The organism is Paenibacillus sp. H1-7 (assembly GCF_022354825.1).
Taxonomy (GTDB): Bacteria; Bacillota; Bacilli; order Paenibacillales; family NBRC-103111; genus Paenibacillus_S.
Map to the genome: position 1 here is coordinate 7290215 of NZ_CP031168.1, position 25900 is coordinate 7316114.

Below are 25900 nucleotides of genomic sequence, written 5' to 3' on the forward strand. Positions count from 1 at the left end.
GATCAAAAGCTCCTTTCTTGGTCACTGCTTATTTTTTGGTCGATTCTCTTAAGAACAGCACGATGCCGACGACTATGAGCAGTATGGCGCCGATGGAGGAACCCAGCATATCAAAAATCCGGTTCAGCCAATCAGGCTTGCTGCTGACAAGAAAGAGAAACACCCCGCCGATAATGAGCAGATAACCTAGCGTGCTGCCTTTCGGCATTCTTCTGGTTACCGGCTTGAACACCGCCTCCGCTTCACTTAACGGATCGGAATAGGGACCGCTCCACTGTCCGTTCACTCTATCGGTTTGCTGGAGGGCGTCGAAAATGTTGTAAAAATAAATAACCGGTACAAACAAAGAGAACAATACGATAAGTGGAATGCTCGAATTCGAATGCGTGGCAAAAAACACGATAGCAAAAATATCCAGTATCAAAACGAGCATGATCATCATGCCCCGCTGCATCTGTCCTAAATACAGCTGGCCTGTGCCCGGGATCAGAAAGGATAGCAGGCACGCTACAAGCTTGCTCTTGCGCGGCGTTGACCGGAACGGGTCGAAAGGCTGCTTCGTTCCCGCCGACTGACTCCACCGCTCCATCCGTTCCCGCAAAAACGCATCCTCTCTCTCCTCCTCCGGGTTACTTCGCAAAGGGTCCTTACGTTGCTCTTCCATATATCATTTACCTCCATTCACTAAGACGGCTAAATTGGGTTCGACGACAGTTGATTAGGAATACAGTATATCCGAAAGCTACAATAGAAGCTGAATGGATATGCGATGCACGATGATTCCGACGACGGCGAGCTTGCTTTGTACATCGGCTCCCAGCTGATCCGCATTGATGGACAGAAGCTTGCCCAAAATGCCGGAGGATACGAAGATGTAAGTTGCGGCCGTAGCTACAAGCCCATGCATCAATTCGGGGCGCCACCGCGATGCGCTCTTGGGTGATTGGTTAGCCGCTGACGTTTCGCGTGCTATTCTGCTCCCCTGATTCTCCATTTGAATGAAATTCATGACGCGATCTTCCAGTCCGGCGGGAGCCGCCATGACCGGCATGTCGTCCAGAAGCACTTCCATATCGAGATACGCACGAAGTCGGGTCCGGCAATCGGGACAGCCTTGAATGTGGCGACCGATTTGCTTCAGTTCCAGCTCGGAGCAGTGGTTACTTAGAAATCGTTGCAGCTGACGATCGTCCGGATGCAGATGATGTTTGTTCATTATTGCGTACCTCCTGCCATTTTTGTTTAAGCAATGCTTTTCCCCGGTACAGCCTGGTTTCGATGGTTTTGAGAGGAAGCTGCGTCACATCGGCAATTTCCTGGTAAGAGAGCTGCTTATAGTGGTATAAGTACAAAATCAGCCTGTATTTGTCGGGAAGCTCGGACAGAAGCTTCTGAACCGTCTGCTGCTCCTCCTTTTGCAATGCTACTGCTTCCGGCTCTTCCTGCCGGCTGCCGAACCAGCCCTTCACCTTATCCAATATGGCTTCATACGGCTTGCGGTGCTGAGCCCGGCGATAATCGGTAACCAGATTCACCGTCAATCGATACACCCAGGTAGTAAATTTGGCATCTCCACGAAAATGAACCAGCGACCGATACAGCTTAATAAAAATTTCCTGAGTCAAATCTTCGGCGGTTTCGCGATGCTCAACCATGCGATACACGAGCGTATAAATGTAGTTTTTATGCCGCTCGATCAAGAAGCGGTATGCTTCCTCATCGCCTTGACGGATACGGTCGACCAACTGCTCATCCGTCAAATGTTCCATCGTTTCACCGCCTTTGTTTGTTGTATAACCTATAAGACGCACGAGACCGGCGGACCCCTTCAAATTGGTAAAAAAATTTATTCACAGGAAACCGAATGAACCTCGGCTATATGCTGCAGCTCTTCGATCAGAACGACTGTTGGCTTCCCCCTCGCCATTCTGACCGTAATCGAAATGAACATGATGTGCTGCCCCTCTTCGCCTTCCTCCACGGTGAGCTTATGCATTTCGTGTCCCTGACCGCTTAACACAGCCGAGATCCGGCTTAGAACTCCCGGGTAATCGTCGGCACGAATCTGCAGCAGCCGCGGCCTTTTGCCGTTAAAATACCGCTGCTCAACGAGGTTCAGCACCCATAGGCTTAACAAGGTCAGTACACATACCATGACAGCCGGGTAATAAAAGCCTGCGCCTACGGAAAGGCCGATCGCTGCGACGACCCATAGGGAAGCCGCCGTAGTAAGGCCGGTAATGGCTTTGCCTGTATATAAAATCGTCCCGGCGCCAAGAAAGCCGATGCCGCTGATGACTTGGGCCGCAAGCCGGGCGGGATCCAGCCGGACATTGTCCGATCCGAGAAACTCCGAGAATCCGTACATGGAAAGCAGCATGATTAACGTAGAGCCCAGGCAGACAAGAATATGCGTCCGAAGTCCAGCCGCATGGCTGCTTCGTTCCCGCTCGAAGCCTATCAGCCCGCCCAGCATTAAAGAAAGCAGCAGCCGAATCGTCAATTGAAACGAATCGATATACCATGGATTAGTTATCATTGGAGACCGCCTGCCGCTTTACGGACAGCCGCAAAGCAAGAAATGGATCGGCCGGCGGTTGCATACGCTGTATATTTTATCATGCTTTCCTCCCGTTTTGACGAAAATGTTTTGCCTTCAACAGTTGACTTCGCTCCCGATGACGGTACACTTAATGTAGATGAAACGTTTAAAGATGCAGCAGTCATAGAAATGAACGGAGGAACTTCTCTAATGGTATCCACTCAATCAATGATTCAAAGACAGAATGCAATCCGCAAGCTTGCGGCGCACAAAGCGCTGGAGCTTCCTTTATTGCCAAGCGGCTTCTGGTTCCACAGCGATGTTCGCGATAACTTTTATTATGCGATACATTTGTTCGCTTATTGCGCGGATAAAGAAGAAAGTTCCGATCTTAGCGAGGAACAGCGCCAGTCTGCCGTGAGCTTGGCTTCAGACATGATCCGCAAGGTGCTCGTGCTTCAGGTGACCGACTCGGCTCATCCGATGTACGGCCATTGGCCTCTTAACCTGGGGACGGATCCTTCATCCGCTAAGCCAAACCTGCTCCCGGTAGAGCTGATGGGCTGCTTAATTATTTTATTTTACAATAAATACCAAAATATACTGCCTATCGAGCTGAAAAGCGAGCTGAATCTCGCCATCCTTCATATATATCAAAGCAGCGTCTACCGTCAGCCGCTTCAGCAAATTCACCATCACGAAGCGAAGCACACATCGCTTAAGCTGCTGCTCGGCCATCAGTTCGATGATCGCGAGCTGCTCGAGCAGGGTCTGCAATTCGCCAAACAGCAGTTGCAGCATGTGAGAACATTCGGCTTCAAGGAGTACGGCGCTCTGCCTTGGCATTGGCACTGGATTCAATCGTTCACCTGCGTATGGGAAGTGGTCGATGACGCTGCCGTACGTGAAACCGTCGGCTCTTTGCTGGACTATTTATGGAGACTGCGCGCCGACTATTATTTGAAAGGCACGTGGATCGGAGCCCAATCCCGTCAATGGCCGCATGACGGGCCGAAGGACAACAATACGCTGCTCGACTATATCCAATTCGGCGATTTCCCGCTTCCTTCTATTATTACCCGTCTGGAAGGCTCAAGCCTATACACCTACGAGGTATCGGACGATATTAGAAATAGAGCGACAGAACGCAGCGAATCCGAGGAAATCCGGCGGCGGATCCAATTTGCCGGAGCAGACGGTCAAGTAACGGAGGAGGCACACACTTACGTTTATGTGACGCCTGACTATGCCGTTGGAGGCATCTGGGAGCGTAGAGAGGAATTCGATAACGAGCAGCAGCGCTGGGATCTTACGCTGCCTTTGACCGATCCCGCTGCAGCGGTCGGGGTGAATCAGGCGTTCTTCTTCCACCCGGGCGCCAAGTACAAGGAAGGCGACGACCGGCATGCCAGCAATTACGGCGAGGTGCTCCTTCATAAGGATACCGCCATTCAGCTGTGGGATATCCCTGCAGAAGACACAGAAGCCATCCCTCATCTGGTAGGCTGCCTGCCGAAAGGGCAATGGACGTTTACCGAACGCAGCGGTTATGGAAAAATCGGCCGCGTTTACGCCGCGTTCCATTTGCAAAACGAGTTCTCGTCCGAAGAACGGGCTGACAGAATATCCATAGCTAGTCCGTTCGTGAACGGATCCAACGGCGTCGTATTCGAGGCGATGTCCGGGCAGGAGGCGTCCGGGCTAGGCATTGATAGTCTGGAGCAGTTCGCTGCCTGGATGGAAGGGAACGCTCAAGCAAGCTTCGGCGATGCCGCAGAGGCACCAGAGGCCAACGGCAAGCAAATCGCTTATACCACAAAAAGGCAGGATAAGCTGACCTTAACCTTTGCCGGCGGACAAGCCGTACCTGCTATTAACGGGGAACCCGTATGCTGGGACGATTATGTGATCGGCTAATATGTAAATCAAATAAGCCGCTCGGATTCTTACACCGTAAATGGAAGGTGATAAGTATCGGAGCGGCTTATTCATTGCGATCAGCAGGGCAGGCGTTATGGGAAGAACGCGCTGCCCTCCGGTTCACTATTTTCTCCTTCCGCCCGCTTGTAAAAGACGGTCAGCGTAACGTTCGGAGCAATTTCAATCTTTTGGCAGGGTTCAAATCCATGCTTCGTATATAACTGAATCGCGGGCTCATTGTTCGTGCCCGTAGATACTTTCACCGGCATCCCGGGAACGGCGATTTGCTCTGCGAATTGCAGCAGCTTCGTCGCAATGCCGCGGCGGAAGAATGAGGGATGGACCATCATTCTGCAGATCGTGAGCTCTTTGGGACTTTGCTTGACGGAAACCGCTCCGGCCAGGCGCCGGTCTTCATAGTAGCCGAAAAATCGCTCTCCCGACCCTTGTATCGTTTGCGGTGAATCGAACAGCGGCGGGATTTCATCGAAGCCAATACGCTCTGCTTCTACCCGATAAGACAGCTGCTGCAGCATCAGAAGCTCCAACACCTCTTGGGTGTCCGTTACATCAATGGCTCGAATCATGAGGGTCCTCCTTTTCGCAACAGCTTTAGAAGAAGTATACAACAGACCCGCCTATATTCCAATCGTTACCACTAAGTAAAACTAAACAGCCTCCCGCCATGATTAAGCATAGCGGAAGGCTGTTTTCTGCTGGTATCGTTATTGGTTTAAGCATTCCACTATGAGCTTGTTAACAAGCCCAGGGTTAGCTTTTCCTTTGGTTTCTTTCATGACTTGACCGACGAGGAATCCGACCGCTTTATCTTTACCGGCCTTAAAGTCGGCAACCGATTGAGGGTTGTTCGCAACCACCTGCTCGACAACCGCCTTGATCGCGCCTTCATCGCTGATCTGAACGAGGCCTTGCTCCTCGACAATCGTTTGCGGAGCTTTTCCGGTTTCAAGCATCGCCTTGAATACCGTCTTGGCGATTTTGCTGCTGATCGTTCCCTTTTCCATCAGACCGATCATTTCGCCCAAGCCTTGTCCGGTAATCTTCACGTCTTGAAGCTCCAGGTTGTTCGCGTTCAAATAGCCTAACAGATCGCCCATAATCCAGTTGGATACGGCTTTGGCATCCTTCGTATAGTTCAAGCTCTCTTCAAAGAAATTCGCCAGCTTCATCGAAGCGGTGATAACCTCTGCGTCGTAGCTAGGCAGGCTGTACTCGCTCACATAGCGCTTCTTGCGCGCGTCTGGCAGCTCTGGAATCGTCGAACGGACGCGATCCTTCCACTCGTCGTCGATATACAGGCGAACCAGGTCCGGATCCGGGAAGTAGCGGTAATCGTGCGCTTCCTCCTTGCCCCGCATGACAAGCGTCTTGCCTTGAGCTTCGTCCCAACGGCGCGTCTCCTGATCGACTTTGCCGCCGCTGTCCAGCACGTCGGCCTGGCGCCACTCTTCGTACTCCAGTCCCTTTTGCACGCCGCGGAACGAGTTCATATTCTTGAGCTCGGCTCTGGTGCCGAACTTCTCCTGACCGAACGGGCGAATACTGATGTTCGCGTCGCAGCGGAGCGAGCCCTCCTCCATCTTAACGTCGGACACGTCGCAATATTGCATGATCGCCTTCAGCTTCTCGAGATAAGCGCGCGCCTCTTCAGGGGAGCGCAGATCCGGCTCCGATACGATCTCGATCAGCGGAGTTCCGACGCGGTTAAAGTCCGCCAAGGACGCGTAGCCGCCGTCGACATGCGTCAGCTTGCCGGCATCCTCCTCCAGATGAACGCGGGTGACGCCAATGCGCTTCGTCTCGCCGTTCACTTCGATCTCGATCCAGCCGTGCTCGCCGATCGGCTTGTCGTACTGGGAAATTTGGTACGCTTTCGGCGAATCCGGGTAAAAATAGTTTTTGCGGTCAAATTTGCTGTCCGTAGCAATCGTACAGTTGAGCGCCATGGCCGCTTTCATCGCATATTCCACCGCTTGCTTGTTCAGCACTGGCAGAACGCCGGGGTAGCCCAGACAAACTGGACATGTATGAGTATTCGGCGGAGCCCCGAATTCGGTGGAGCATCCGCAAAAGATTTTGGACTTCGTGTGCAGTTCTACGTGAACTTCCAGTCCTATGACGGTTTCGTATTTAGTTCCGGTTGCAGACATGCTGGCTTGCTCCTTTCGTCTATTCTCTTACAGCTCAGGGCGCTGCTTATGGTGATCGGTGTTCTGCTCGTAGGCATGAGCCACGCGCAGCACGGTCGACTCATCCAGCGCTTTCCCGATAATTTGCAAGCCGACCGGCATGCCGTCAGCAAATCCGCAAGGTACGCTGATCGCAGGCACTCCCGCAAGGTTGACCGGAATGGTCAATATATCGTTCAAATACATCGTGATCGGATCATTCACTTGAGAACCGATTTTGAACGCCGTAGTCGGCGCCGTCGGTCCGATCACAACGTCGTATTGCTCGAACACTTTGTCAAAATCCTGCTTGATTAAGGTACGAACCTTTTGCGCCTTAAGATAGTACGCATCGTAATAGCCGGAGCTGAGCGCATACGTACCAAGCATGATCCGGCGCTTCACTTCCGGACCGAAGCCTTCGCTTCTCGATTTCAGGTACAAATCAAGCAGGTTTTTCGGATTTTCCGCACGTACGCCGTAACGCACGCCGTCGAAGCGCGCCAGGTTGGACGACGCTTCCGAGGAAGCGAGCAGATAGTACGCGGCCACGGCGTATTCCGTATGCGGCAGCGATACTTCCTCGACAATGGCTCCCATGCTTTCCAATACTTTCAGAGCGGCAACGACAGCCTCACGGACCAACGGATCGATGCCTTCGCCCATATATTCCTTCGGCACGGCTACACGCAAGCCTTTGACATCGCCCGTAAGCGCGCTGATATAGTCGGGAATGTCAACGTTCGCCGACGTGGAGTCCTGCGGATCGTGACCCGCAATCGCCTGCAGCAGGTAGGCGCTGTCCTCGACGTTTTTGCTCAACGGACCGATTTGGTCCAAAGAGGATGCAAAGGCAACCAAACCGAACCGGGACACAAGTCCATAGGTCGGTTTCATGCCGACGATACCGCAATAAGCGGCCGGCTGACGAATCGAGCCGCCCGTATCCGAGCCGAGCGAGAAATACACCTCGCCCGCAGCCACAGCTGCAGCGGAGCCGCCGCTGGAACCGCCCGGAACATATTCCAGGTTCCACGGGTTATGCGTCGCCTGGAAGCTGGAGTTCTCGTTCGAGCCGCCCATGGCGAACTCGTCCATGTTCAATTTGCCGATGCTGACGGCTTGCGCGTCTTTCAGCTTTTTCACAACCGTTGCGTCATAAACCGGATCGAAGTTGCGCAAAAATTGGCTGGCGCAAGTGGTTTTCACGCCTTCGGTAACGATGTTGTCTTTAATGCCGATAGGCAGGCCGAACAGCAAGCCTCTCGTATCGCTCTTGCCCAGCTGCTCGTCCAATGCTTTGGCAGCGGCGCGGGCGTTCTCCTCATCCAGCGTCAGAAACGCTTTCACCTTGTCTTCCACTTGGCCGATCCGCTCATAGGATGCGTTCACCAGGTCGGAGACGGATAGTTCTTTGGCGCTAAGCCGGTTATGTAATTCCTGCAATTTCAAATCAAATAAAGACAAAACAGCATCCTCCCTTCATATGAATGACAGCTATTCCAGTACGGCAGGCACCTTGATTTGCCCGTCCTCTTCGTCCGGCGCGTTTAGCAGCACCTTCTCGATCGGCAGGGAAGGCCGCGATACGTCCTCGCGCATAACGTTCGACAACGGCATCGGATGGCTCGTAGGCTCTACATCGTCTGTATTCAGCTCATTCAGTTTTTCCGCATATTTTAAGATGGCGTTCAATTGCCCGGTAAACGTCTCTTTTTCCTGCTCACTCAGTTCCAGTCTGGCCAGCTTGGCTACATGCTCAACATCTTTAATCGTAACGCTCATCGACTGCCCCCCGCTTCGTAATCGTCCTCATTTTCGACATCATAACCGAAAACTCATCCTTATATTATAGACCAGATGCATATTGAACTCAATTCCAATCCCCCAAAAAAGAAGTACCGTGCCCCGAGCGGCCGCACCTTGCCGGACCAACAGAAAAAAAGCCCGCTGCCGGGGCCAAAAGCTCCGAAAGGGGCTGTCCTGTATAGTGCTAATGCAGATGACATGCTGCCAAGCTGCCTGAAGCTGGCTCGGATTAGATCCAGGCCTTTAGATTGACTTGTTTGATGAAGTCCTCTTGAGACATCACTTCTTTGGCGGATTCTGTCGATTCCTCCGGCTCCTCGTCCCCGTTCATAATGCGGCGGAACAGCTCTTCGTTCCTGGTGGCAAGAGCGAAGTCGATCAATGCCTCCCGCTCCAAACGGTCAACCTCTTGTTGAATCAGTACTTCCTCCAGCTCAATATCATCGCCGGTTACGAAAAAGTGTTTATTTATTTTAGGAACACGCACGACATAATCAAATACATTATCCGCATTCCGATCATAAGCGATGATATAACCGTAATCTCCAACGGGCAAATTTTGCTCAAATTTGTCTGCGACGATATAAACCTTTTGTCCCAAACGAAGCATATGCCATTCCTCCCAAGACTAACGCGCCTATTTGATTCAAGCCCGAAATTCGTTATGATGTGTTAGTAATAACATCCTTACTAGAGGTATATGATGAGTCGAGCTATGAATGTCAACATACGTTTATGTTTAATTCTATTAATCTTAGCATTTTTTTGGTTCGTAAGCAATGATAGACAAGAGGTCTCCGCACATCCGTTGAATAACGGCTATTCCGAATTGACTGTCACCCGGGAAGAAGGCGTCCAATACGACTTGTTCATACCGGAACTCAGCCTCTCCAGGTTCGACACGAACGGCGACGGAAGCCTTTCCTCTCAAGAGCTGGAAGGACAGACTGGGCAAATCATGCGATATTTGCAGGACGGCATCCGGCTCCAGCAGAACATGGAGGATATGGGTTTCCACCTTCAATCCATGAACAAAAATGTGAAGGAATCAGTCCCGGGGGTCAGCTTTCAACTCTATTATACTAGCAGCCAGCCTATCACCGGCTTTACTATTCAATATAACCTGCTTTTTGACGATTCAGACCCGAACCATCTGAATTTTGCAATCATGGTGGACGGAAACGATTCGGATCAAACGGTATTCGACGCCTCTCACCGCAGTTACCATTTTGAATCGTCGCATGCCGCGTCACTTGGCACTACCCTATGGCGTTATTTTACGCTGGGAATCGAGCATTTCGCGACAGGCTACGATCACCTGCTCTTTCTCTTGTCCCTGCTTGTCATCGCAGACAGCTACAAGCGTATCGTTCAGATCGTCACTGCCTTTACGATTGCGCACAGCGTAACGCTTCTGTTAACCGCGCTGGGTTACGTTAACGTGAATCCAGTGTGGGTGGAAGCGGCAATCGCCTTGACGATAGGTTACGTAGCCATAGAAAATATAGTGTCGCCAAAGCATTCGCTTCGTTCGCTGCTGACTTTCCTATTCGGACTTGTTCACGGGATGGGATTCGCCGGGGCGCTGGGGGAAATCGGTCTGCCCGCCAACTATTTCGTCAGTTCGCTGGTGGCTTTTAATGCGGGAGTGGAGGCTGCACAGCTGATCCTCGTCATAACGATCATGCCGATGATCTTATGGCTGCGGAATAAAGCGGGATACAAAAGTATTGTCGTTGGAGGATCGGCAGTGATTGGAGTTCAAGCGCTTTGGTGGCTGTTAGAACGTACGGGGGTCATTGGATAGGATGGGTACTTGCGGACTGGCCGATACTTACGCAGGCTGTGGGAGAATCCCCCACAGCCCCCTTTTTCACAATTGGATTTCTCTCTCTTTAAAAATTCTCATCACAACATCCATCGAGCTAATCGCTTTCGGGAATCCTACGTAGCCGCTTAAATGCATGACCAGCTCTACAATTTCCACAGGTCTTACGCCTACATTCAACGCTGCATGGACATGAAAATTCAGTTGATCGATCGCTCCCTGAGTAATTAAGGAGGAGAGCGTGATCATTTCCCTCTGCTTATGGTCGAGCTCAGGACGGCAATATATATCGGCAAAGCCGTTCGTAACAATCATATTGGCGAAATCAGGGTAAAAGCTGCGGATCGCTTCAAGCGGCGGGAACTGCTCCCCTCCGACCATTTTCTTCAATACATCCATACCTTGCTCATAACGGTTGTCAGACATTCGAATTCATCGCTCCAGTCAAAATAGTTATCGGTATCGCTCCTGCCGGTGCTAATCGAGTGAAAGCAAACGGCTAAGAATCGGAGGCGTCTCCAGCGGATCTACCATAATCTCGATGACCGTAGGGACATCGGCCTTCACGGCGTCGGCCACGGCAGCCCGGATCTCCTCGCTTGTCCGGCAGCAGACTCCCTCCGCTCCCAATGAACGGGCAAACATCGCCGTGTCGAGAGGATTCCGATAGATAGCGCCTACGCTGCGGCCTGTATTATGGGACATCCCTTTATCAACCATATCAAGTCTTCCGTTGTTCAAGACGACAAAAATAACAGGAATCCGGTGGTTGACCGCCGTCGATATTTCCATTCCGTGCATCATGGCGCAGCCGTCACCGGTCAAGCAGACTATCGTACGGTCCGGCCGGGCCGCCTTCGCGCCGATCGCATAACCGATCGCATGGCCCATAGCTCCGAACACGTCGTCGAAGTGGAACGTGCCCGGCTCGACGATGTCGAAATGACGAATCGCGTAAAAGGTATGACTCCCGTCGTCCCCAAATACGACAGCGTCATCGGGCAATGCAGAGCGAAGCGCCTTCACGGCAAAAGCGGCGGATAGCTCGCCGAGCGCATTATACTCCGGCACAGCTGGGGGCGGAGATTCCAGTGTCGCGGCCGCTTCGTACATCCGGCTGCTTGCCTTGGCTGTTGCAATCAGCCGCTGCAGGTTCCCTTTGGCATCTCCAAGAACAGGGAGTGTCGGAACGTCGAGCGTTTTGCCAATGAAAGTAATGTCATAGTCGAAGTGAATGACCTGCTTCGGCATCATGTCCGCGGTGAACCCCGATAAGGTCATGTCGCTTAGCTTGGTGCCAACAGCAATAAGAAGATCGACGCCGGATTTCAAATAATCGCGCGCTTGCGCCGTCCCGCCCAAGCCGAAGTTGCCGAGGCACAGCGGATGCTTCGTAGGAAATACGCCTTTGCCGCCCGGCGTAGTGATGACGGGAATGTTCCAGTGCTCAGCCAGTATGCGTACCTCTTCGTACGCATCGGCTGCGTTGACTCCCTTCCCGAGGAACAGCACCGGTCTTTGGGCCGCGTTCAACAGCGGAATCGCCTCTTCCGCATTCGGGGAAATGGCTTGAGGGATGTTGATCGGCAGCGATAAAGCAAACGGCTCCACCTGGGACATTAAGATATCGAACGGAATGCACAGGTGCACAGGACCTTTGGGACCGGTCAATGCTCTTTCCAGCGCGTGGCGAAGATACATGGAGAGCAGGTCGGCCCTCTCCACCCGGGCGCTGAACAAAGTAACCGGCTCGAACATCTTCACCAGATCGGTACCGAAATAGCTTGAATCCTGCCCCAGCGCTTTGCCCGAATCACTTGCCGAAGGCTGGCCTGTAAGGATAAGAAGCGGCAAATTGTAAGCCTTGGCTTGACCTGCCGCCGTCAGCAAATTGGTGCCTCCCGGTCCCGACGTCCCGAGCGCGACTCCCAGCTTGCGGCTGCCCATCGCATACCCAGCAGCCGCAAATCCGGCTCCCGCCTCGTGACGTGTCAGGACAAACTCGATACCTTCACTGTCAAGGTCGAGCATCATAGGGGAAATCGGTTTCCCCGGTATGCCGAAAACACGATCGATGCCCCATGTCTTCATATTGGAAGCAAGAACTTGCGAAACTCTCATCACTCTTTCATCTCCACCCCATGATTGTTCTGTTCTTAAAATATTTCTCTTCCAGCTCTTCAGCTGTCAGCGGCTTACTGAAATAGTAGCCCTGAATCTCGTCACACTGCTGCTCCTTCAAGAAAGCAACCTGCTCTGCTGTCTCTACTCCCTCGGCTATAACGTTCAACCCCAGATGGTGTGCCATGGAAATGATAACTCCTACGATTCTTGCGTCGCTCTCGTCGCTTGTAATGTCCCGGACGAAAGAACGGTCGATTTTCAGACGGTGAATGGAGAACTTTTTCAAGTAATTCAACGAGCTGTAGCCCGTGCCGAAATCGTCTATGCTGATTTGAACTCCGAGCCGGCTAAGCTCGTCCAAAATCTGGCTTGACCTCTCCACATCCATAGTCATGGTTTCGGTAATTTCGAGCTCCAAATATTTCGGATCAAGCCCGGTTTCCGCCAGCACGTGTGCGACGGTCTGATCCAGATTTTTCTTCATAAACTGGGCCGTTGATAAATTGACCGCGACGCGTACCTGCGGATACCCTGCGTCCTGCCACTTTTTATTTTGCATGCACGCTTGCTTCAACGCCCACTCTCCAATAGGGACGATCAAACCCGTTTCCTCGGCAAGCGGAATAAACTCGGCAGGAGAAACCATCTTGAACTCCGGATGCAGCCACCGGATTAACGCCTCGACTCCGACCACTTCGCCTGTGCGGATGTCAATTTGAGGCTGATAATGAAGCACCCATTCCTCACGCTCAACGGCTCTGCGCAGCGAGCTGTCCAAGGCAAGCTTTTCATGCGACGACTGGTTCATGGACGGAACGTACAGCATATAGTTGTTTTTGCCCGTTTCCTTCGCTTTGTACAGCGCCGTATCCGCATGAATCATCAGCGTTTCCGCATCCTGGCCGTCGCTTGGATACAAGGAAATGCCGATGCTCGCCGTAATGTGAAAATCGTGCCCCTGAATCGTAAAGCTGCGCTTGAACTTCTGGATGATGGCATCGGCTATGGAGACGGCCACCTCCGGTCCCGAGGCGTCCGGCACGATAATCGTGAACTCGTCTCCGCCCATACGGGCCAGCATGCAATCCGTCTCCAGGCAGTTTTTCAGCCGTTCCGCGACTTCCTGCAGCAAAATGTCGCCGTTGCGGTGTCCCAACGTATCGTTGACCATTTTAAACCGGTCCAAATCGATGTACAGGATCGCGAACGAATTTTGATTTTGCTCCGCACCCTCGAACATTTCGTTGATTTGCTTGTAGAACAGCCTGCGGTTCGGCAAGCCGGTCAAATCGTCATGATAAGCCAGATGATTATATTTTTCCTCGGCCTCATACAGCTGCGTCACGTCCCGGAATTGGCCGAAGGCTCCAATGATATCGTAGTGCTCGTCATAAATTGGGAGAGCGTCGAACAAGCACACAAACTTGCTTTTGCCATTCTGCCGCTCGAACATGAGCTGAATGTTTTCGTATTTGCTGCCTTTTTCGATGACATCGGAAATATATTGGCCCATCGGCTTGAACTGGCGCACCGCCTGGTGGCGGATCAAGCCTTTTTTCAACCCGGTCAGCTGCTCGGCTACGTCGTTGAATTCAATAATGAAGCCTTCTTTATCGGTCATAATAATGCCGCTGCGGGTCGAATTGATCATGATCTGATTCAACACGTTCAGCTTCTGATTCTGCTTGACCAGGAGCAATTCCCTCTCAATGGAATCCACCGCCATCGTCAATAAAGTCAAGTAAAACGGATCGGCCAGTCCGACGGAGGTCATAATGGAGATGCTGCCCAGGAGGTTGTTTTTATCGGTATAATGGAACGGTACGGAGTAGCAAGCGCTGGAGAATAAGCAGGAATGGTAATGGTCGTCGCCGATCAGTTCGATGGGCACACATTGGGAAAGCGCCAAATTGATGACATTCGTGCCGCACGTCTCCTCCGTAAACCTAACGCCGACGCGAATTCCGAGCTGATTCACCGTTTGCTTGATCGTCTCGTCGCCCTCCATGTCCAGCACCACGCCGTTTTCGTCGGAGACGACTATAAGAATCGGGTTTCCTTTCAACGAATCCAGCAATTTTTTGACAAAAAATCGTACTACCTTCAGAACGTCCTCATATTCCGAAAACTTGCGCAATAGGTCTTTGTGCGACAAATTTTCTTCAAAAATCGGGATCGTATCCGGATCCAGGCAATATTCCCGGGACTTGTTATGCGAGTCCAAAATATATTGAGGTTTGGAGTTGGCCATGAATTCCCTCTCTTCTCACATCTTCTTCCTTTGATTATTCGGTTTGGCTGTCAGAAAATCCTTCTTCATCCAAAATAAAATACCCTTAACAATTAGGCCCCTCGGCCCATCGTTTGTCGAGATCTTCCCGGATAATTGAACCATTGTCAAATGAGATCGAATTTTCGCAAAGCTGTCGTTCTATGACAATTAATGCTTGCGTACCGCATAAACCATATGGATCCACTCGTTCAGCTGCTGCTGGATAGTAATAAAACCATGGCTTCGGAACCATTCGAGCAGCCCAGACCTGTCTGCAGGATACCGGCTCGTAAGCTCGGACAGCCGCTCCCGGTCTCCTTCACGTTCCAGCCTCGACATAAGAACTTCACGTGCTTCCGCATGCTCGAACATAAGACCCGTTATGACGATCCGGCCCTGCGGCCTCAACACCCGGTTCATCTCCTCCAAGGCTAGCCGCTGTTGACCCTCGTTCAAATGATGAAAGGCAAAGTGCGTCGCAATAAAATGAAATTCACCTTCAAAAAATGGCAGCGCCATAAAATTGCCCAGCTTGGATTGCACGTCCGGATAATTGCCGCGGCAGCGCGCGAGCATCTGTCTCGATTGCTCCACTGCGTACATGGCGGCTCCTTCCTGCTGAAGGCGCCCGGCCAAAACACCCGTTCCGGTGCCAACGTCCAATCCGGTCTCTCCCGGCTGAGGGGCTATCCACTGCACGGTAAAAGCAAGCGCCTGCTCATATTCGTCCGCCGTTGCCATAAAGCCTACGGGACTCATTCTCTGGCTCGACAAGCGGTCGAACCGTTCGGCAAGACCGTCGTAATCCCACCGGTCCTCCCAAGTGGACCGCGCATGCTTGAGCTGCCTAATGTTATCAGCCAGCTCGAACAGGTCGTCCAGCTGCAAAGGCTTTTGGCCGTCGGCCCGGTCAATCAGCCTGTCCAACGCGGCAAGCAGCTGCTTCCACTCCACCCACCGGGAGAACAGAACGGCCCGCTGCAGCTCCAAATAATGCCGGAACGTATCCCGGTCTCCGCTGTCCACATAAAGGAGCAGCTTGGCGATGGCTTCGATCCCGAATCCGATCTCCCGGAAAGCCGTAATGGTTTGCAGTCTCCATGCGTCATCCTCCGTGTAGAAGCGGTAGCCGTTATCCGCATAGCGCGGATGCAGCAGTCCTTTTTCCTCATAAAAACGAATCGCTCTAGGCGTTACGTCCAGCCGCCCTGCCAGCTCGTTGATTTTCATTCACTCGACCTCCGTAGCACTTATTGTAAACTATGACGTTAGGGAAAGGTACAGATGTGAACAAATTGTTGCAACTGGATGGGAAGATGCTCAGCCAATTGGATGGTTACGAATGGAGCGATTTGAGGTACAATAACTATGTCGATTATCAATGCCACATTAATGAAGGTGATGACATGAATCTTACCGTTCTTTATGTTCTTATTTTTATTGTCGCCATGTTCGGATTAACTGCGACTATCGCTGTCGGCGTTTCCCAGAAAAACAAAGAAGGAAACCCGACATACGATAAGAGCACGGGAAAAATCTTTCTGCGACTTGCGATATACTACGTAATCGCCATTGCAGGCGGTTATTTGGCTTATGTGCTATGGGCGTTCAGCTGATTACCTTCAGACCACCCCGCCCGCTGCGTATGCATTAACGGGAAGGCCGGCCCTTTTTCGAATTGTCTGGATTCGAAGAAGGGCTTTTTACTTTGCCTGTGTCTCTTTTAAGCGAATCGCAGCATAACGTGGCCTTACTTCGCTTGTCCGGCAGTCAAAGCGGCTAAAGCGGCTATGCTCTCCTTTTCCTCCGGGAACTTCGTTGTCAGCTGCGCATAAACGGCTGCATCGCTCTCTCCCTTCATCTGAAGGGCCGCGAGATACCACCGGGCAATCATCCGGTTGATCTCGATCCCATAGTCTGCCGAAACGTTGAGGCCCAGCGCGTCGGCCGCTCCTGCATAGTCTTTGTGCGCAAATTTCGCCTGGCCTATGAACAAGGACATGACCGGCGTTACACCGAACGGTTCTCCCTGCATTTGCCCTTTGGGCAGCAGCTTGAGCGATTCGGTTTTGGCCGTCACCGTATCATAAAGCGAATATGCCCGGCTCCAGTGGGCATTCGCCGAATCCGTCTGATTGGCTGCCCTTGCCCTGCTGCCTAATTCGTAGCAAAGAGCGATGGCGCGCTCGTACCAGTTCGGTCTTTCCTTATACACCGATACGCCCCACGGATTCAGCTCCAAGCTGCGCAATGCCACCTTCAACGCTTCATCCAGCCTGCCCGATTGGACATATTGGTCGTACTCCGTTTCCAGCCTTTCCTTATCGTAAGGCTCGTATTGGTCCAGCAAGGCCAGACTGCGGTTAGCTTCCTGCTCGAACGAAGCTTCTTTGGTTTGATTGTATGCCTGATGAAGCAGCTGAATTTTGAAATTTAAATAGTCCGGATGGCCCGGAGCATACTTTAGCGCCGCATCAAGCGGCTCCATTACTTCATCAAAGCTCGGCTTGGAGCTTGCGCGCACCAGTTCATTCGCCTGAATAAACAGCTGGTTCGACTTCAGCTGAACGGCAGCGGAGTAAAACAGATACACCGAAGCAACTCCTATAAGGACAGGGACAGCCCACCGGATACGCTTGCTTCCAGCCGAATCCGGCTTGAATAGAGCCATCGGCTTATCCGCTTGCGACGCCATTCCCCCGAGGCACAAAAATACGAGCGAAGCCAAATACACATAGCTCATCTCAAAATCCAGCATGCTGTGAATGAGGATACTAACCACCACGATATAAAAAATATGATGGCTCGCCCTGTCCTCCTGCCGGCTCCTGAAGTAATGCCGGATGTAGCCGTAGAGCACGCAGCCTAGCAAGCCTACCAAGCATAGCAAGCCAACCAGCCCTGTCTCTATCAAATATTGCAAAAAGAAATTATGCACCTGCTTTACCACGTACGGGTTGTTCTGATACTTCTGGTACATGCTGATCCAAGCTCCTCCTCCGGCTCCTGTTACCGGATAATCGGAGGCGATTTTCAAGGAATCCTTATACATGGTAAACCGTTCGAGAACGCTATGCTGCTGGAAATTAATCGATGACAGCCTTTGCTGCAGCGAGTCGGGAAGAAGCTTCGTGAGCGGCGTATTGCCGGATAGAACCGCCGCTCCGAGAATACAGGCTGCGATCATCAGCGCCGGAAGAAGCAGCGGCATGAACCGCTTGTCCAGCTTGTCCGCGTACCGTTTCTCCGTCCGCGGCACCAGCCAATAGTGGAGGCATACCAATAGCAGAGCCGTCAGCAGGGAAACCCCTCCCAGCAGCAGCCATCCGGAGATGGAATCCGGAGTAAAAAAGCCGATCCGCTGCTGCTCAGGCTCAGCACTCGAAACTACGCGGCGAACGATGGCTTCCGCTTTGCTTCGTATCGGCTCCAGGATGAGAAGAGAGCCTGCCGTTACGATGGCGAGGTAAACGAAAAAAGCGATTTGGCGGATCAGCGTAAAAAAGGGAAGGATCGCAAGCAATATCAGCGGTAGCACCACGATGCCTCCCCGCGATAGCGTCAATAGAAAGGACAGCATGATCGGAAGCAGCATGATGCCGTGCAAAAGCATCAAATACGGCTTGCGAGTATTCATGAACGTCCAAATGCATGACAACAAAAGCGCCAGTAAATACGCGGCATACGCGTTGGCATACTGGAACACGGACGTCAGCCGCAAGCCTTGGTCCGTCAGCATGACGGCGTCGCGGTAATATGCATTTCCGAACATATTCATGAAGCAGTAAACCACGATAATATAACCGGAGAAAACGATGCCCTGCTGCAAAATGCCCGCTGATGATTTGTTCGCGGCTAAGAAGACGGCTATAGCAAAAAATGCGGCATACATCATGTTCATTTCGATCATATTGGCTGAAAAATGAGAAGACGCTGCGGAAATCGAGGACAACGCATAGGAGAGCGGGATCGTCCATACGGCCAGCGCCAGCCAATCTCTCATTTGTTGAAAACGCCAATGATAGAAAGCATAGAAGCTTAGCAAAAGTAAAAGCACTCCGGACAGCATGACGGCGGAATGGATGTTCACCTCATATTGAACCGTATATCCGTAAAATAATGCAGCATGAAACGGCGCGACGACCATAAACAGCGTTATGCCTATCAGCATCAGGCCGCTGAGAATGGAATGCTTCTCTGCCGCCCTCTCCTCCAGCCTGCTCCTGCCGGCACCGTACACAGGTGCTCTCTGTCTAGTAATCATGTTCTAGCGAAACCTCCAATTACCAATTTTCACCCATCATCTCCTACATTAGGATTATACATCCAAAATTTAACAATGTCACTTTGTAGGATTTCAAATGATAGATTGGCATCGGAAAACAGCAAAGAACCCCTGTATAGACGTTATACCTCCAGGGGTTCTATTCGATAATAGCCGCAGCGGACATCCTTTTATTGGGACATACTGCTTACGACGTCGTCCATCACCTTGGTGCCGGCAATCAATCCGTTATACAGCCAGCTGCGGTTTCTGTCCATTTCGTATACACGGCCCGCTTTGACCGCCGGGATATTTTTCCACAACGGCTCCTCCAGATTGCCTGCCTGGCCCTTATCGCTATTGACCAGATAAATATAGTCGGCGTCGAGCTCCGCCAGCTTCTCGAGGGATATCGATACCCAGTTGGCTTTGGCCTCGGGCAGCACAGCCAAAATATTGGGCATCTTCAGGCCCAAATCGCCATAGAGCACGGCACCGCTGGCAATTTTTCCGTTGACGACATAAAAGGTTTTCTTGGTCACCCACAAGATAGCGACCTTCTTGTCCCCAAGCTTCGGACCCACCTTCTCTTTGGTTGCCTTCACTTTCTCTTCATAGCCGGCAAGCGCCTTTTCGGCAACATCGGATTTGTTCAGCAGCTCGGCGATTTTCCGCAATGTCTTGCGCCAGTCATTGTTAATTTCGCTTCCCAGCACGTAGGTGGGAGCTATTTTGGAGTATTGCTCGTACAGCCCTTTGGCAACCGCCGATTCATTGCCTATAAGCATGAGATCGGGAGCAAAGCTCAGCACCGTCTCCGGAGGCAGGTCCGAAGGGATCGTCGGCACACCGCTCAGCTCTTTCTCCAAATACTGCTGCGTGCCGCTGGCAACCGACCATTGGGCAACCGGCTTTTCGCCAAGTACAAGCAGCGGGTCCTCAAGATACGAGCCCAGAATCCGTTTCGGCTGCGCCGGAATGGTCACCTCGTGGCCCATCCCATCCTTGACGACTTTCTCCTTCGCCGTCGTACCGGACGAAGCCGGGGCCGAAGAATTGGCTTGCTCCCCCGTTTGGCCGTCAGGGCTCGAACCGCACGCCGAGAGCGCTAACGCTAATGCCGCGACGGCAGGCAGCAGCCATTTTCGCTTGTTCATTTGAATTTTTTTCATCTTTAATTTCCTCCATTGCTGCATAATTTCCGATAATGGTTCCGCTTAATGAATGATAATGAATATCATTTTCAAAGTCAACCCATCAACTCCATTTCAAATTAAACAGCGCATATTGACCATTCGGTCAGCATATATTATAATCTAGCTAACCGATCGGTCAGCATAATGGGAGGTGATGCTTTTTGCCGCTGCAGCTCTACGAAAAAGAAAAGATGCTGGAGGCCTGCTTGTCCTTGTTTGCACGCCACGGGTATAAACAGACTTCGACGGAAATGCTCGCGGAGGCGGCCGGCATTTCCAAAGCCTTGATCTTTCATCATTTCAAAAGCAAGAAAAAGCTGTATTTCAGCTTGCTTGAACACTGCTCCGAAAAAATCGGGGCCGAGCTGAAGATGGATTCGATTTTGAAGTACGATGATTTTTTTAAAGCCCTGGACGAGTTCGGCCGACTGGAGTTCAATTACTTTCGAAATTCACCCGATGAGTACAAATTAGTGTATGAGGCTTTTTATTTGACGCCGGACGAATTGATACCGGATATTGAGGCAAAGTATGGTGACGTTATCACATCGAGAAACAAATTGTGGAGAAGATTGTTTGACAAAGTTCCGCTTCGGGACGGGCTGGACCGCGATCAAGCATTTGAGCTGATCATGATTGCATTAGAGCACTTTGAGAAGAAGTTCCTGTTGGATGTCTCTCAAATTGAGGCTGTCGACGACGAGTATGTTCAGCACTATTTCGATAAAATGAACCGTTTTTGCAATATGATCCGCTTTGGTATTGAACAATAAAACGAGGTAATGGGAAGGGGTAAGAGCATGGAGAACATCACCAGCAGCGATTTTACTTCGCCGGAAACGATGCGAGATTTCTTTGCCTTCTATCATCGGCTTGTTGAACAACAGGAGCCGCTCTACCGTCTGGACGACTTTTTCGGTATGGGGGGCGCATGGATCGCCTTTCGGCACGACGATGCTGCCGCCGTATTGAAGGACCCCCGTTTTCTAAAAGATATGCGGAAGCTCATGCCGCAGCAGGATCAAGCGGGTTCAGCCGCGACGAATGCATCCGTCAATAAATTGATTGAATGGATGAAGCATATGCCCAACATGCTGTCGGTCGACCCGCCCGATCATACCCGCCTCCGCCGATTGGCGTCCAAAGCGTTCACGCCGCAAATGATCGAGGGGCTTCGCCCGCGCATTCAGCAAATTGCGGATGAGCTGCTGGATCGTGTAGAAGGCCAAGGCAGGATGGAGCTGGTCGCGGACTTTGCCTATCCCCTCCCCATTATGGTCATCTCCGAAATGCTGGGGATTCCCGCTTCAGACCAGAACCGGTTTCGGGAGTGGACGCAAAGACTCGGAAAAGCGGCATTGGATCCCCGCGATTCGGATGCAGTGACAACGGCTCTCGATGAGTTTATTCAGTATATTAAAGGTCTGCTCGACGATAAGCGGCGAAATCCCGGGAATGATGTGACAAGCGGCTTGGTTCAAGCCTTTGACGAAGGTGACCGGCTAAGCGAGAACGAGCTGCTCTCGACCATTTGGCTGCTCATTACCGCCGGTCACGAAACGACGGTCAACCTGATCGGCAACGGTGTGCTTGCTCTTTTGCAGCATCCCGAGCAAATGAATTTGCTTCGGGAAAATCCGTCCTTGCTCCCTTCCGCCGTCGAAGAGCTGCTGCGCTATGCCGGCCCTATCATGATCACGAGCCGTTTTGCCGGCGAGGATGTCATCATTCACGGCAAGACCATCCGCAAAGGGGAAATGGTGGTCGTCTCCATTGCCGGCGCCAATATCGATCCGCACAAGGTTGCCAATCCCGAGACGCTCGATATCACTAGAGAAGAGAACGAGCATCTGGCCTTTGGCAAAGGGATCCATCACTGCCTGGGGGCGCCGCTGGCCCGTTTGGAAGGACAAATCGCTTTCGGCACGCTGCTGCGGCGGCTTCCCAATCTGCAGCTCGCAACCGGCTCAGAGCCGCTGGAATATCATTTCAGCACCTTGAGATCACTTGTAAGATTGCCTGTGACTTTTTAAATGGAGCGTAAATAGGAAGAAGCCCCAAGCTCGGCTAACAGCGGCTTAGGGCTTTTTCACGTTAGTTTGCAGGTGCCGAAGTTGTCTGGCCGGCCGAATCGCTTCCTTGCTCCGTCTCGATTTGGTTGCCGCCATTCATCCCGTTCGGGAATCGGCCTGGCCCGCCTCCGAAGCCGTCTTTGCCGGGACCACCCTTGCCCATCCCGTTGCCCAGCTTCGACAGATCCACCGCAGAGGCATCGACCAGTGCGCTTGCGTCGGCTTTTTGCCCCTCGGTTGTTGAAGGGATTTCGCCTTTGAGCTGCCCTTGAATGCTCTCCGACCGAAGCGTGCCCAGCTTCGTTAACTCGGCAACCGCCGATTTGTATTCTTCGTAGGTGTTGAAGGCGCTCGGATCGTTTTGCACATGGCTGGAAATCAATTGATCGAGGTTCGCAACCGTTTGTTCAAATTTGCCGTCAGCAAAGTAACCATTCACGATTTCTTGCAGGTAGGCATGATACTTCTCCTTGTATTCCGGCACTTCGAGCAGCTTGCCAAGGATCGGACGATCCTGCAGGCTTACGCCGGAGAGCGGCGTGTCAATCGCCAGATTGACAACCTCGGATGCGTTACCCGCCTGAAATCCTCCGAACGCCATATTGTAATCCCAAGGCAGCATGCTGAGCTGACCGTCGTTTTCATAGAGGTAATAGTTATGCCCCATATTGGAGGTGTAGCTGTCCATGTTCACAACGACGGTATGCGCGGCAAAATATTTCAACACCGCGTCCACATCCACCGACGATGCCAGATCCGTGCCTGTGCTCAGATTTTTCAGCGCGGCGATAACGCGCTCGTAGTCGGTTTCATCCGTTTTCGTTTCAGCGTTATCAAAAATGGCGGAATAGCTGCTGGCCTTATCGTCCGTATACACGAGGGAAACGCCGTTCTGCGCGCTATTCATGCCTCCGCCTGGACCACGGTTCCCGATGCCGTCAGCCGGGGGCATGCCGGTTGGTGCCGTCACAGCGTCTCTCGCCGGTCTCTGCGGTGGCGAGCCTTCTGTGCCGGCATTCCCGGAAGCGCCCTGCGCACCGGCCGCCGCTGTGTCGCCGTTTGCGCCCGCCGGGACTCCGCGCATGTTGCCCATGCCCGCCATCATCTTGTCATCGTTGTTCGGTTTGTACAGCTCGCCCTCACCGTCTTTCGTTCTGTCGAGGTAGCTGCCGTCCATCACTTCAACGGCCAAGTAGAAGCCCCATGCCTCTCCGTTCACTTGGATATCCGCAAAAGCATACAGCGGAGCGTCGACTCCAATGTAGCTCATGATGTCATAGCTTAAATACTCTTTCATATAGCTGTTGTCGGACTGCATATTGTTGACGACGATTTTGTCGAGACCCATCCATGTTTGGCAGTCTACATACTCATCGAATTTGATTTTAAAACTGTAACGGTCTGTAGTATCATCTGCTACAACTTGCTTCAGACTGGAATTGCCTTTGGGCCGGATCCCGACATTCTTGATCGTCGTTCCGTTAATCGTTACATCGGCTGAAATGTATTCCTCTTCCGCTGCGGTTTCCAGCATCTCCTGCCACTTCGCTTCATCGACATTGATGGAGAACGTCATGATCTTGGTTTTATCCATTTCCTTGACGTACCCCAGCGTTTGCGTACTTGAAGCGATCGCTCCGTTCGTTGCTGCGGCTTCGGTCGACGTACCTGACGTTTGCGTCGTTCCTGGGCTGCATGCCGTCAGCAGGGCTGAGCACAATAACACATAGCTGGCTTGTTTGACTATCATTTTTATATTCATATCGGCATCTCCTTATCTATGCGGGTCGTTGCAAGATTAACTGTGACGTTCTTAGTTTAAGAAAGAAACCTTTAATGAAACTTAAACGGAGGCAGACCCGTGATAATTCGGCGTGGCTAACAGGCGTTCACTCAATGAGTGCACGCCTATTTACTTAAAAACCAATTTGTCACCTCAAAAAAAAGAGGCAAATGCCCTTTTGACAAAAAACAAAATACGTAATAAAATATTTTTACGTTAGTATAATGTTGTATGGAGGTCGGTATGGTGTGCAGCAACCTATAATGGAAAGCTGTCTCGTGCAATCGCCGGAGCAGGCGGTAGCTCTGCTTAATCCACTTCGGGCGGATATCGTGTCCCGGTTGGCCGAACCCGCTTCCGCCGCGGAGCTGGCCAGAATGCTTCACGAGCCGCCGCAGCGAATGAATTACCATATTAAGGCGCTGGAGAAGACGGGACTCATCCGCAAGGTCGGAACAAGACAAGTGCGCAATCTTGTTGAGGTTTTATACCAGGCCATAGCCAAAACCTTCGTTCTCGCCGAATCGCTCAGCTTATCGGAAGAGACCATCGAGCGTTTGAAGGAGCACGGTTCCTTAGCCCAGCTCATCACGACGGCCGAACAGATGAAAAAGGACGCCGTAACTCTCATGGACCATTCGGAGAAAGGCACGGAAATTCCAAGCGCCACCCTGCAGCTTCAAATCCCGCTCAAGGACCAGGATGCACGAGAGGCATTTATCGCCGATTACGTCGATACGATGAAGAAGCTGGTTGCGAAATACGCGAAGGCGGCTGAGGGCAGCGGAGACAACACCGCACAGTATCAGATTATGCTTGCCGTTTATCCTAAAGCTGCGGAAGGAGATCGATCCGAATGAGCAATGAGAAGAAGGAAACAGCAGCCCAAGAGCTGCGGAACAATGAATGCGCCGCCGGACAAGAGCAGATTCAGCCCGTTTCATCCCCTCTATTGGTTATAAGAAAGCAGGCTGATCGTGTGGCCGGAGCTTCATCAGCTGCCGGTAAAGAGCAGGTAGTGGATCTCGACGCCTATCGAGCCGGTCAAGAAAAGGCATCAGAGGTCGAAGAAACACTCGTCAATGAATGGCATCTAAGTCCTGGAAACACCGAACCGTTAATTAAGCTGATTATGGTGTCGTCCGGATTTGGAGGCAAAAGGGGCGTACGTCCTCGCAGCACCGATATTCAATGTCTTGCGGCATAACATTATAAATCCGTTTGGAGGGATATCAGATGATGAATTATGTTCCGGTTGTTATCGAACAGGACGGTCGCGGAGAGCGCTCCTATGATATTTATTCGCGTTTGTTGAAGGATCGCATCGTGTTTCTTGGATCCGAGGTCAACGATCAGGTGGCTAACAGCATCATTGCACAGCTGCTCTTTCTGGCCGCAGCCGATCCGGAGAAGGATATTCATCTGTACATTAACTCCCCGGGCGGTTCCACCACGGCAGGTTTGGCCATCTATGATACGATGCAGTTCATCCAGCCGGATGTTTCCACGATATGCGTCGGCTTCGCTGCGTCCATGGGCGCCATTCTGCTGACCGGCGGAGCCAAAGGCAAGCGGTATGCGCTGCCGAATTCGGAAATTATGATCCATCAGCCATGGGGCGGTACCCAAGGCCAGGCGTCGGATATTCAGATTCGTGCCAACAATATTATGAAAACCCGCCGTGTGCTATACGGGATCATCGCGGAAACGTCGGGCCAGCCGTACGAGAAGGTAGAACGCGACTCGGACCGCGATTATTTTATGACCGCTGCGGAAGCCAAAGAATACGGGCTGATCGATAAAGTGATCGAGCGCGTACAGGGCTGATGGTTACGGCATAGGCTGAATGCTTGCACGAGCTGTGCTCCGCATCGGCAGCCGATAACAATAAAGCCGATATG

The 25900-nt window shown here is 51.9% G+C and carries 24 protein-coding genes; 8 read left to right on the forward strand and 16 right to left on the reverse strand.

What is annotated here, in order from left to right; all coding sequences use genetic code 11:
- Window positions 1-28 precede the first annotated feature (28 nt).
- From DVH26_RS32190 to DVH26_RS32205, 4 genes are all read right to left on the reverse strand, one after another.
- Complete coding sequence (locus DVH26_RS32190; RefSeq protein WP_239629515.1) at window positions 29-664, reverse strand: DUF6677 family protein; 636 nt, start codon at window positions 662-664, stop codon at window positions 29-31.
- 78 nt (window positions 665-742) lie between these two features.
- Window positions 743-1216: an anti-sigma factor family protein gene (locus DVH26_RS32195; protein WP_239629518.1), complete on the reverse strand. Its 474-nt coding sequence runs from the start codon at window positions 1214-1216 to the stop codon at window positions 743-745.
- Window positions 1161-1769: an RNA polymerase sigma factor gene (locus tag DVH26_RS32200; RefSeq protein WP_239629520.1), complete on the reverse strand. Its 609-nt coding sequence runs from the start codon at window positions 1767-1769 to the stop codon at window positions 1161-1163. Before DVH26_RS32200 ends, DVH26_RS32195 begins: the two co-directional genes overlap by 56 nt.
- A 77-nt stretch (window positions 1770-1846) precedes the next feature.
- Window positions 1847-2536, reverse strand: coding sequence for an MgtC/SapB family protein (locus DVH26_RS32205; RefSeq protein WP_481857626.1), 690 nt, complete (start codon window positions 2534-2536; stop codon window positions 1847-1849).
- A gap of 216 nt (window positions 2537-2752) precedes the next feature.
- On the opposite strand from DVH26_RS32205, the gene DVH26_RS32210 reads away from it, so the two are divergent.
- Entirely contained in the window at window positions 2753-4459 is a 1707-nt protein-coding gene (locus DVH26_RS32210) for a hypothetical protein (RefSeq protein ID WP_239629526.1), read from the forward strand.
- 95 nt (window positions 4460-4554) lie between these two features.
- Here DVH26_RS32210 and DVH26_RS32215 read toward each other — a convergent pair whose 3' ends face one another.
- The 5 genes from DVH26_RS32215 to DVH26_RS32235 form a co-directional block, all read right to left on the reverse strand.
- On the reverse strand, window positions 4555-5049 hold the full coding sequence (locus DVH26_RS32215) for a GNAT family N-acetyltransferase (protein WP_239629528.1): 495 nt from the start codon (window positions 5047-5049) through the stop codon (window positions 4555-4557).
- A 138-nt stretch (window positions 5050-5187) separates the two neighbouring features.
- Entirely contained in the window at window positions 5188-6633 is a 1446-nt protein-coding gene (gene gatB / locus DVH26_RS32220) for an Asp-tRNA(Asn)/Glu-tRNA(Gln) amidotransferase subunit GatB (protein ID WP_239629531.1), read from the reverse strand.
- A gap of 27 nt (window positions 6634-6660) precedes the next feature.
- On the reverse strand, window positions 6661-8118 hold the full coding sequence (gatA, locus tag DVH26_RS32225) for an Asp-tRNA(Asn)/Glu-tRNA(Gln) amidotransferase subunit GatA (RefSeq protein ID WP_239629533.1): 1458 nt from the start codon (window positions 8116-8118) through the stop codon (window positions 6661-6663).
- A 30-nt stretch (window positions 8119-8148) separates the two neighbouring features.
- Window positions 8149-8436: an Asp-tRNA(Asn)/Glu-tRNA(Gln) amidotransferase subunit GatC gene (gene gatC / locus DVH26_RS32230; protein ID WP_239629536.1), complete on the reverse strand. Its 288-nt coding sequence runs from the start codon at window positions 8434-8436 to the stop codon at window positions 8149-8151.
- Window positions 8437-8689: 253 nt separating this feature from the next.
- Complete coding sequence (locus DVH26_RS32235; RefSeq protein WP_239629538.1) at window positions 8690-9070, reverse strand: ATPase; 381 nt, start codon at window positions 9068-9070, stop codon at window positions 8690-8692.
- 198 nt (window positions 9071-9268) lie between these two features.
- Between DVH26_RS32235 and DVH26_RS32240 the strand changes: the two genes are divergently transcribed.
- Entirely contained in the window at window positions 9269-10267 is a 999-nt protein-coding gene (locus tag DVH26_RS32240) for a HupE/UreJ family protein (RefSeq protein ID WP_239629541.1), read from the forward strand.
- Between the two features lie 66 nt (window positions 10268-10333).
- On the opposite strand, the gene DVH26_RS32245 is transcribed toward DVH26_RS32240, so the two are convergent.
- From DVH26_RS32245 to DVH26_RS32260, 4 genes are all read right to left on the reverse strand, one after another.
- Complete coding sequence (locus tag DVH26_RS32245) at window positions 10334-10714, reverse strand: carboxymuconolactone decarboxylase family protein (RefSeq protein WP_239629543.1); 381 nt, start codon at window positions 10712-10714, stop codon at window positions 10334-10336.
- Window positions 10715-10765: 51 nt separating this feature from the next.
- Window positions 10766-12409: a thiamine pyrophosphate-binding protein gene (locus tag DVH26_RS32250; RefSeq protein ID WP_239629547.1), complete on the reverse strand. Its 1644-nt coding sequence runs from the start codon at window positions 12407-12409 to the stop codon at window positions 10766-10768.
- Window positions 12410-12416: 7 nt separating this feature from the next.
- On the reverse strand, window positions 12417-14663 hold the full coding sequence (locus DVH26_RS32255) for an EAL domain-containing protein (RefSeq protein WP_239629549.1): 2247 nt from the start codon (window positions 14661-14663) through the stop codon (window positions 12417-12419).
- Between the two features lie 189 nt (window positions 14664-14852).
- Window positions 14853-15914, reverse strand: coding sequence for a MerR family transcriptional regulator (locus DVH26_RS32260; RefSeq protein WP_239629552.1), 1062 nt, complete (start codon window positions 15912-15914; stop codon window positions 14853-14855).
- Between the two features lie 56 nt (window positions 15915-15970).
- Here DVH26_RS32260 and DVH26_RS32265 point away from each other — a divergent pair, with 56 nt between their 5' ends.
- Window positions 15971-16300, forward strand: a complete 330-nt coding sequence (locus DVH26_RS32265) for a hypothetical protein (RefSeq protein WP_239629555.1) — start codon at window positions 15971-15973, stop codon at window positions 16298-16300.
- Between the two features lie 134 nt (window positions 16301-16434).
- On the opposite strand, the gene DVH26_RS32270 is transcribed toward DVH26_RS32265, so the two are convergent.
- Window positions 16435-18948, reverse strand: coding sequence for an O-antigen ligase family protein (locus DVH26_RS32270; RefSeq protein WP_239629558.1), 2514 nt, complete (start codon window positions 18946-18948; stop codon window positions 16435-16437).
- A 191-nt stretch (window positions 18949-19139) separates the two neighbouring features.
- Entirely contained in the window at window positions 19140-20120 is a 981-nt protein-coding gene (locus DVH26_RS32275; protein WP_239629560.1) for an ABC transporter substrate-binding protein, read from the reverse strand.
- A gap of 185 nt (window positions 20121-20305) precedes the next feature.
- Between DVH26_RS32275 and DVH26_RS32280 the strand changes: the two genes are divergently transcribed.
- Both DVH26_RS32280 and DVH26_RS32285 read left to right on the forward strand, forming a co-directional pair.
- Window positions 20306-20917, forward strand: a complete 612-nt coding sequence (locus DVH26_RS32280) for a TetR/AcrR family transcriptional regulator (protein ID WP_239629562.1) — start codon at window positions 20306-20308, stop codon at window positions 20915-20917.
- 27 nt (window positions 20918-20944) lie between these two features.
- Window positions 20945-22177, forward strand: coding sequence for a cytochrome P450 family protein (locus DVH26_RS32285; protein ID WP_239629564.1), 1233 nt, complete (start codon window positions 20945-20947; stop codon window positions 22175-22177).
- A 61-nt stretch (window positions 22178-22238) separates the two neighbouring features.
- On the opposite strand, the gene DVH26_RS32290 is transcribed toward DVH26_RS32285, so the two are convergent.
- On the reverse strand, window positions 22239-23978 hold the full coding sequence (locus DVH26_RS32290; RefSeq protein WP_239629566.1) for a CotH kinase family protein: 1740 nt from the start codon (window positions 23976-23978) through the stop codon (window positions 22239-22241).
- Window positions 23979-24247: 269 nt separating this feature from the next.
- On the opposite strand from DVH26_RS32290, the gene DVH26_RS32295 reads away from it, so the two are divergent.
- The 3 genes from DVH26_RS32295 to clpP are packed head-to-tail and all read left to right on the forward strand — an operon-like array spanning window position 24248 to window position 25826.
- A complete protein-coding gene (locus DVH26_RS32295) occupies window positions 24248-24859 on the forward strand; it encodes a winged helix-turn-helix domain-containing protein (protein WP_239629569.1) in 612 nt (203 codons plus the stop codon).
- Window positions 24856-25206 carry a hypothetical protein gene (locus DVH26_RS32300; protein WP_239629571.1) on the forward strand — a complete coding sequence of 117 codons (351 nt, stop codon included), beginning with the start codon at window positions 24856-24858 and terminating at the stop codon, window positions 25204-25206. The genes DVH26_RS32295 and DVH26_RS32300 overlap by 4 nt, the downstream gene beginning before the upstream one ends.
- 32 nt (window positions 25207-25238) lie before the next feature.
- Window positions 25239-25826 carry an ATP-dependent Clp endopeptidase proteolytic subunit ClpP gene (gene clpP, locus DVH26_RS32305; RefSeq protein ID WP_239635559.1) on the forward strand — a complete coding sequence of 196 codons (588 nt, stop codon included), beginning with the start codon at window positions 25239-25241 and terminating at the stop codon, window positions 25824-25826.
- Window positions 25827-25900: the final 74 nt, after the last annotated feature.

Bases quoted from the DNA above. Each gene is read 5' to 3' on its own strand.
- DVH26_RS32190 (WP_239629515.1), bottom strand. From the start codon at position 664: ATGGAAGAGCAACGTAAGGACCCTTTGCGAAGTAACCCGGAGGAGGAG.
- DVH26_RS32195 (WP_239629518.1), bottom strand. From the start codon at position 1,216: ATGAACAAACATCATCTGCATCCGGACGATCGTCAGCTGCAACGATTT.
- DVH26_RS32200 (WP_239629520.1), bottom strand. From the start codon at position 1,769: ATGGAACATTTGACGGATGAGCAGTTGGTCGACCGTATCCGTCAAGGC.
- DVH26_RS32210 (WP_239629526.1), top strand. From the start codon at position 2,753: ATGGTATCCACTCAATCAATGATTCAAAGACAGAATGCAATCCGCAAG.
- DVH26_RS32215 (WP_239629528.1), bottom strand. From the start codon at position 5,049: ATGATTCGAGCCATTGATGTAACGGACACCCAAGAGGTGTTGGAGCTT.
- gatB (WP_239629531.1), bottom strand. From the start codon at position 6,633: ATGTCTGCAACCGGAACTAAATACGAAACCGTCATAGGACTGGAAGTT.
- gatC (WP_239629536.1), bottom strand. From the start codon at position 8,436: ATGAGCGTTACGATTAAAGATGTTGAGCATGTAGCCAAGCTGGCCAGA.
- DVH26_RS32235 (WP_239629538.1), bottom strand. From the start codon at position 9,070: ATGCTTCGTTTGGGACAAAAGGTTTATATCGTCGCAGACAAATTTGAG.
- DVH26_RS32245 (WP_239629543.1), bottom strand. From the start codon at position 10,714: ATGTCTGACAACCGTTATGAGCAAGGTATGGATGTATTGAAGAAAATG.
- DVH26_RS32250 (WP_239629547.1), bottom strand. From the start codon at position 12,409: ATGAGAGTTTCGCAAGTTCTTGCTTCCAATATGAAGACATGGGGCATC.
- DVH26_RS32255 (WP_239629549.1), bottom strand. From the start codon at position 14,663: ATGGCCAACTCCAAACCTCAATATATTTTGGACTCGCATAACAAGTCC.
- DVH26_RS32260 (WP_239629552.1), bottom strand. From the start codon at position 15,914: ATGAAAATCAACGAGCTGGCAGGGCGGCTGGACGTAACGCCTAGAGCG.
- DVH26_RS32270 (WP_239629558.1), bottom strand. From the start codon at position 18,948: ATGATTACTAGACAGAGAGCACCTGTGTACGGTGCCGGCAGGAGCAGG.
- DVH26_RS32275 (WP_239629560.1), bottom strand. From the start codon at position 20,120: ATGAAAAAAATTCAAATGAACAAGCGAAAATGGCTGCTGCCTGCCGTC.
- DVH26_RS32285 (WP_239629564.1), top strand. From the start codon at position 20,945: ATGGAGAACATCACCAGCAGCGATTTTACTTCGCCGGAAACGATGCGA.
- DVH26_RS32290 (WP_239629566.1), bottom strand. From the start codon at position 23,978: ATGAATATAAAAATGATAGTCAAACAAGCCAGCTATGTGTTATTGTGC.
- DVH26_RS32300 (WP_239629571.1), top strand. From the start codon at position 24,856: ATGAGCAATGAGAAGAAGGAAACAGCAGCCCAAGAGCTGCGGAACAAT.
- clpP (WP_239635559.1), top strand. From the start codon at position 25,239: ATGAATTATGTTCCGGTTGTTATCGAACAGGACGGTCGCGGAGAGCGC.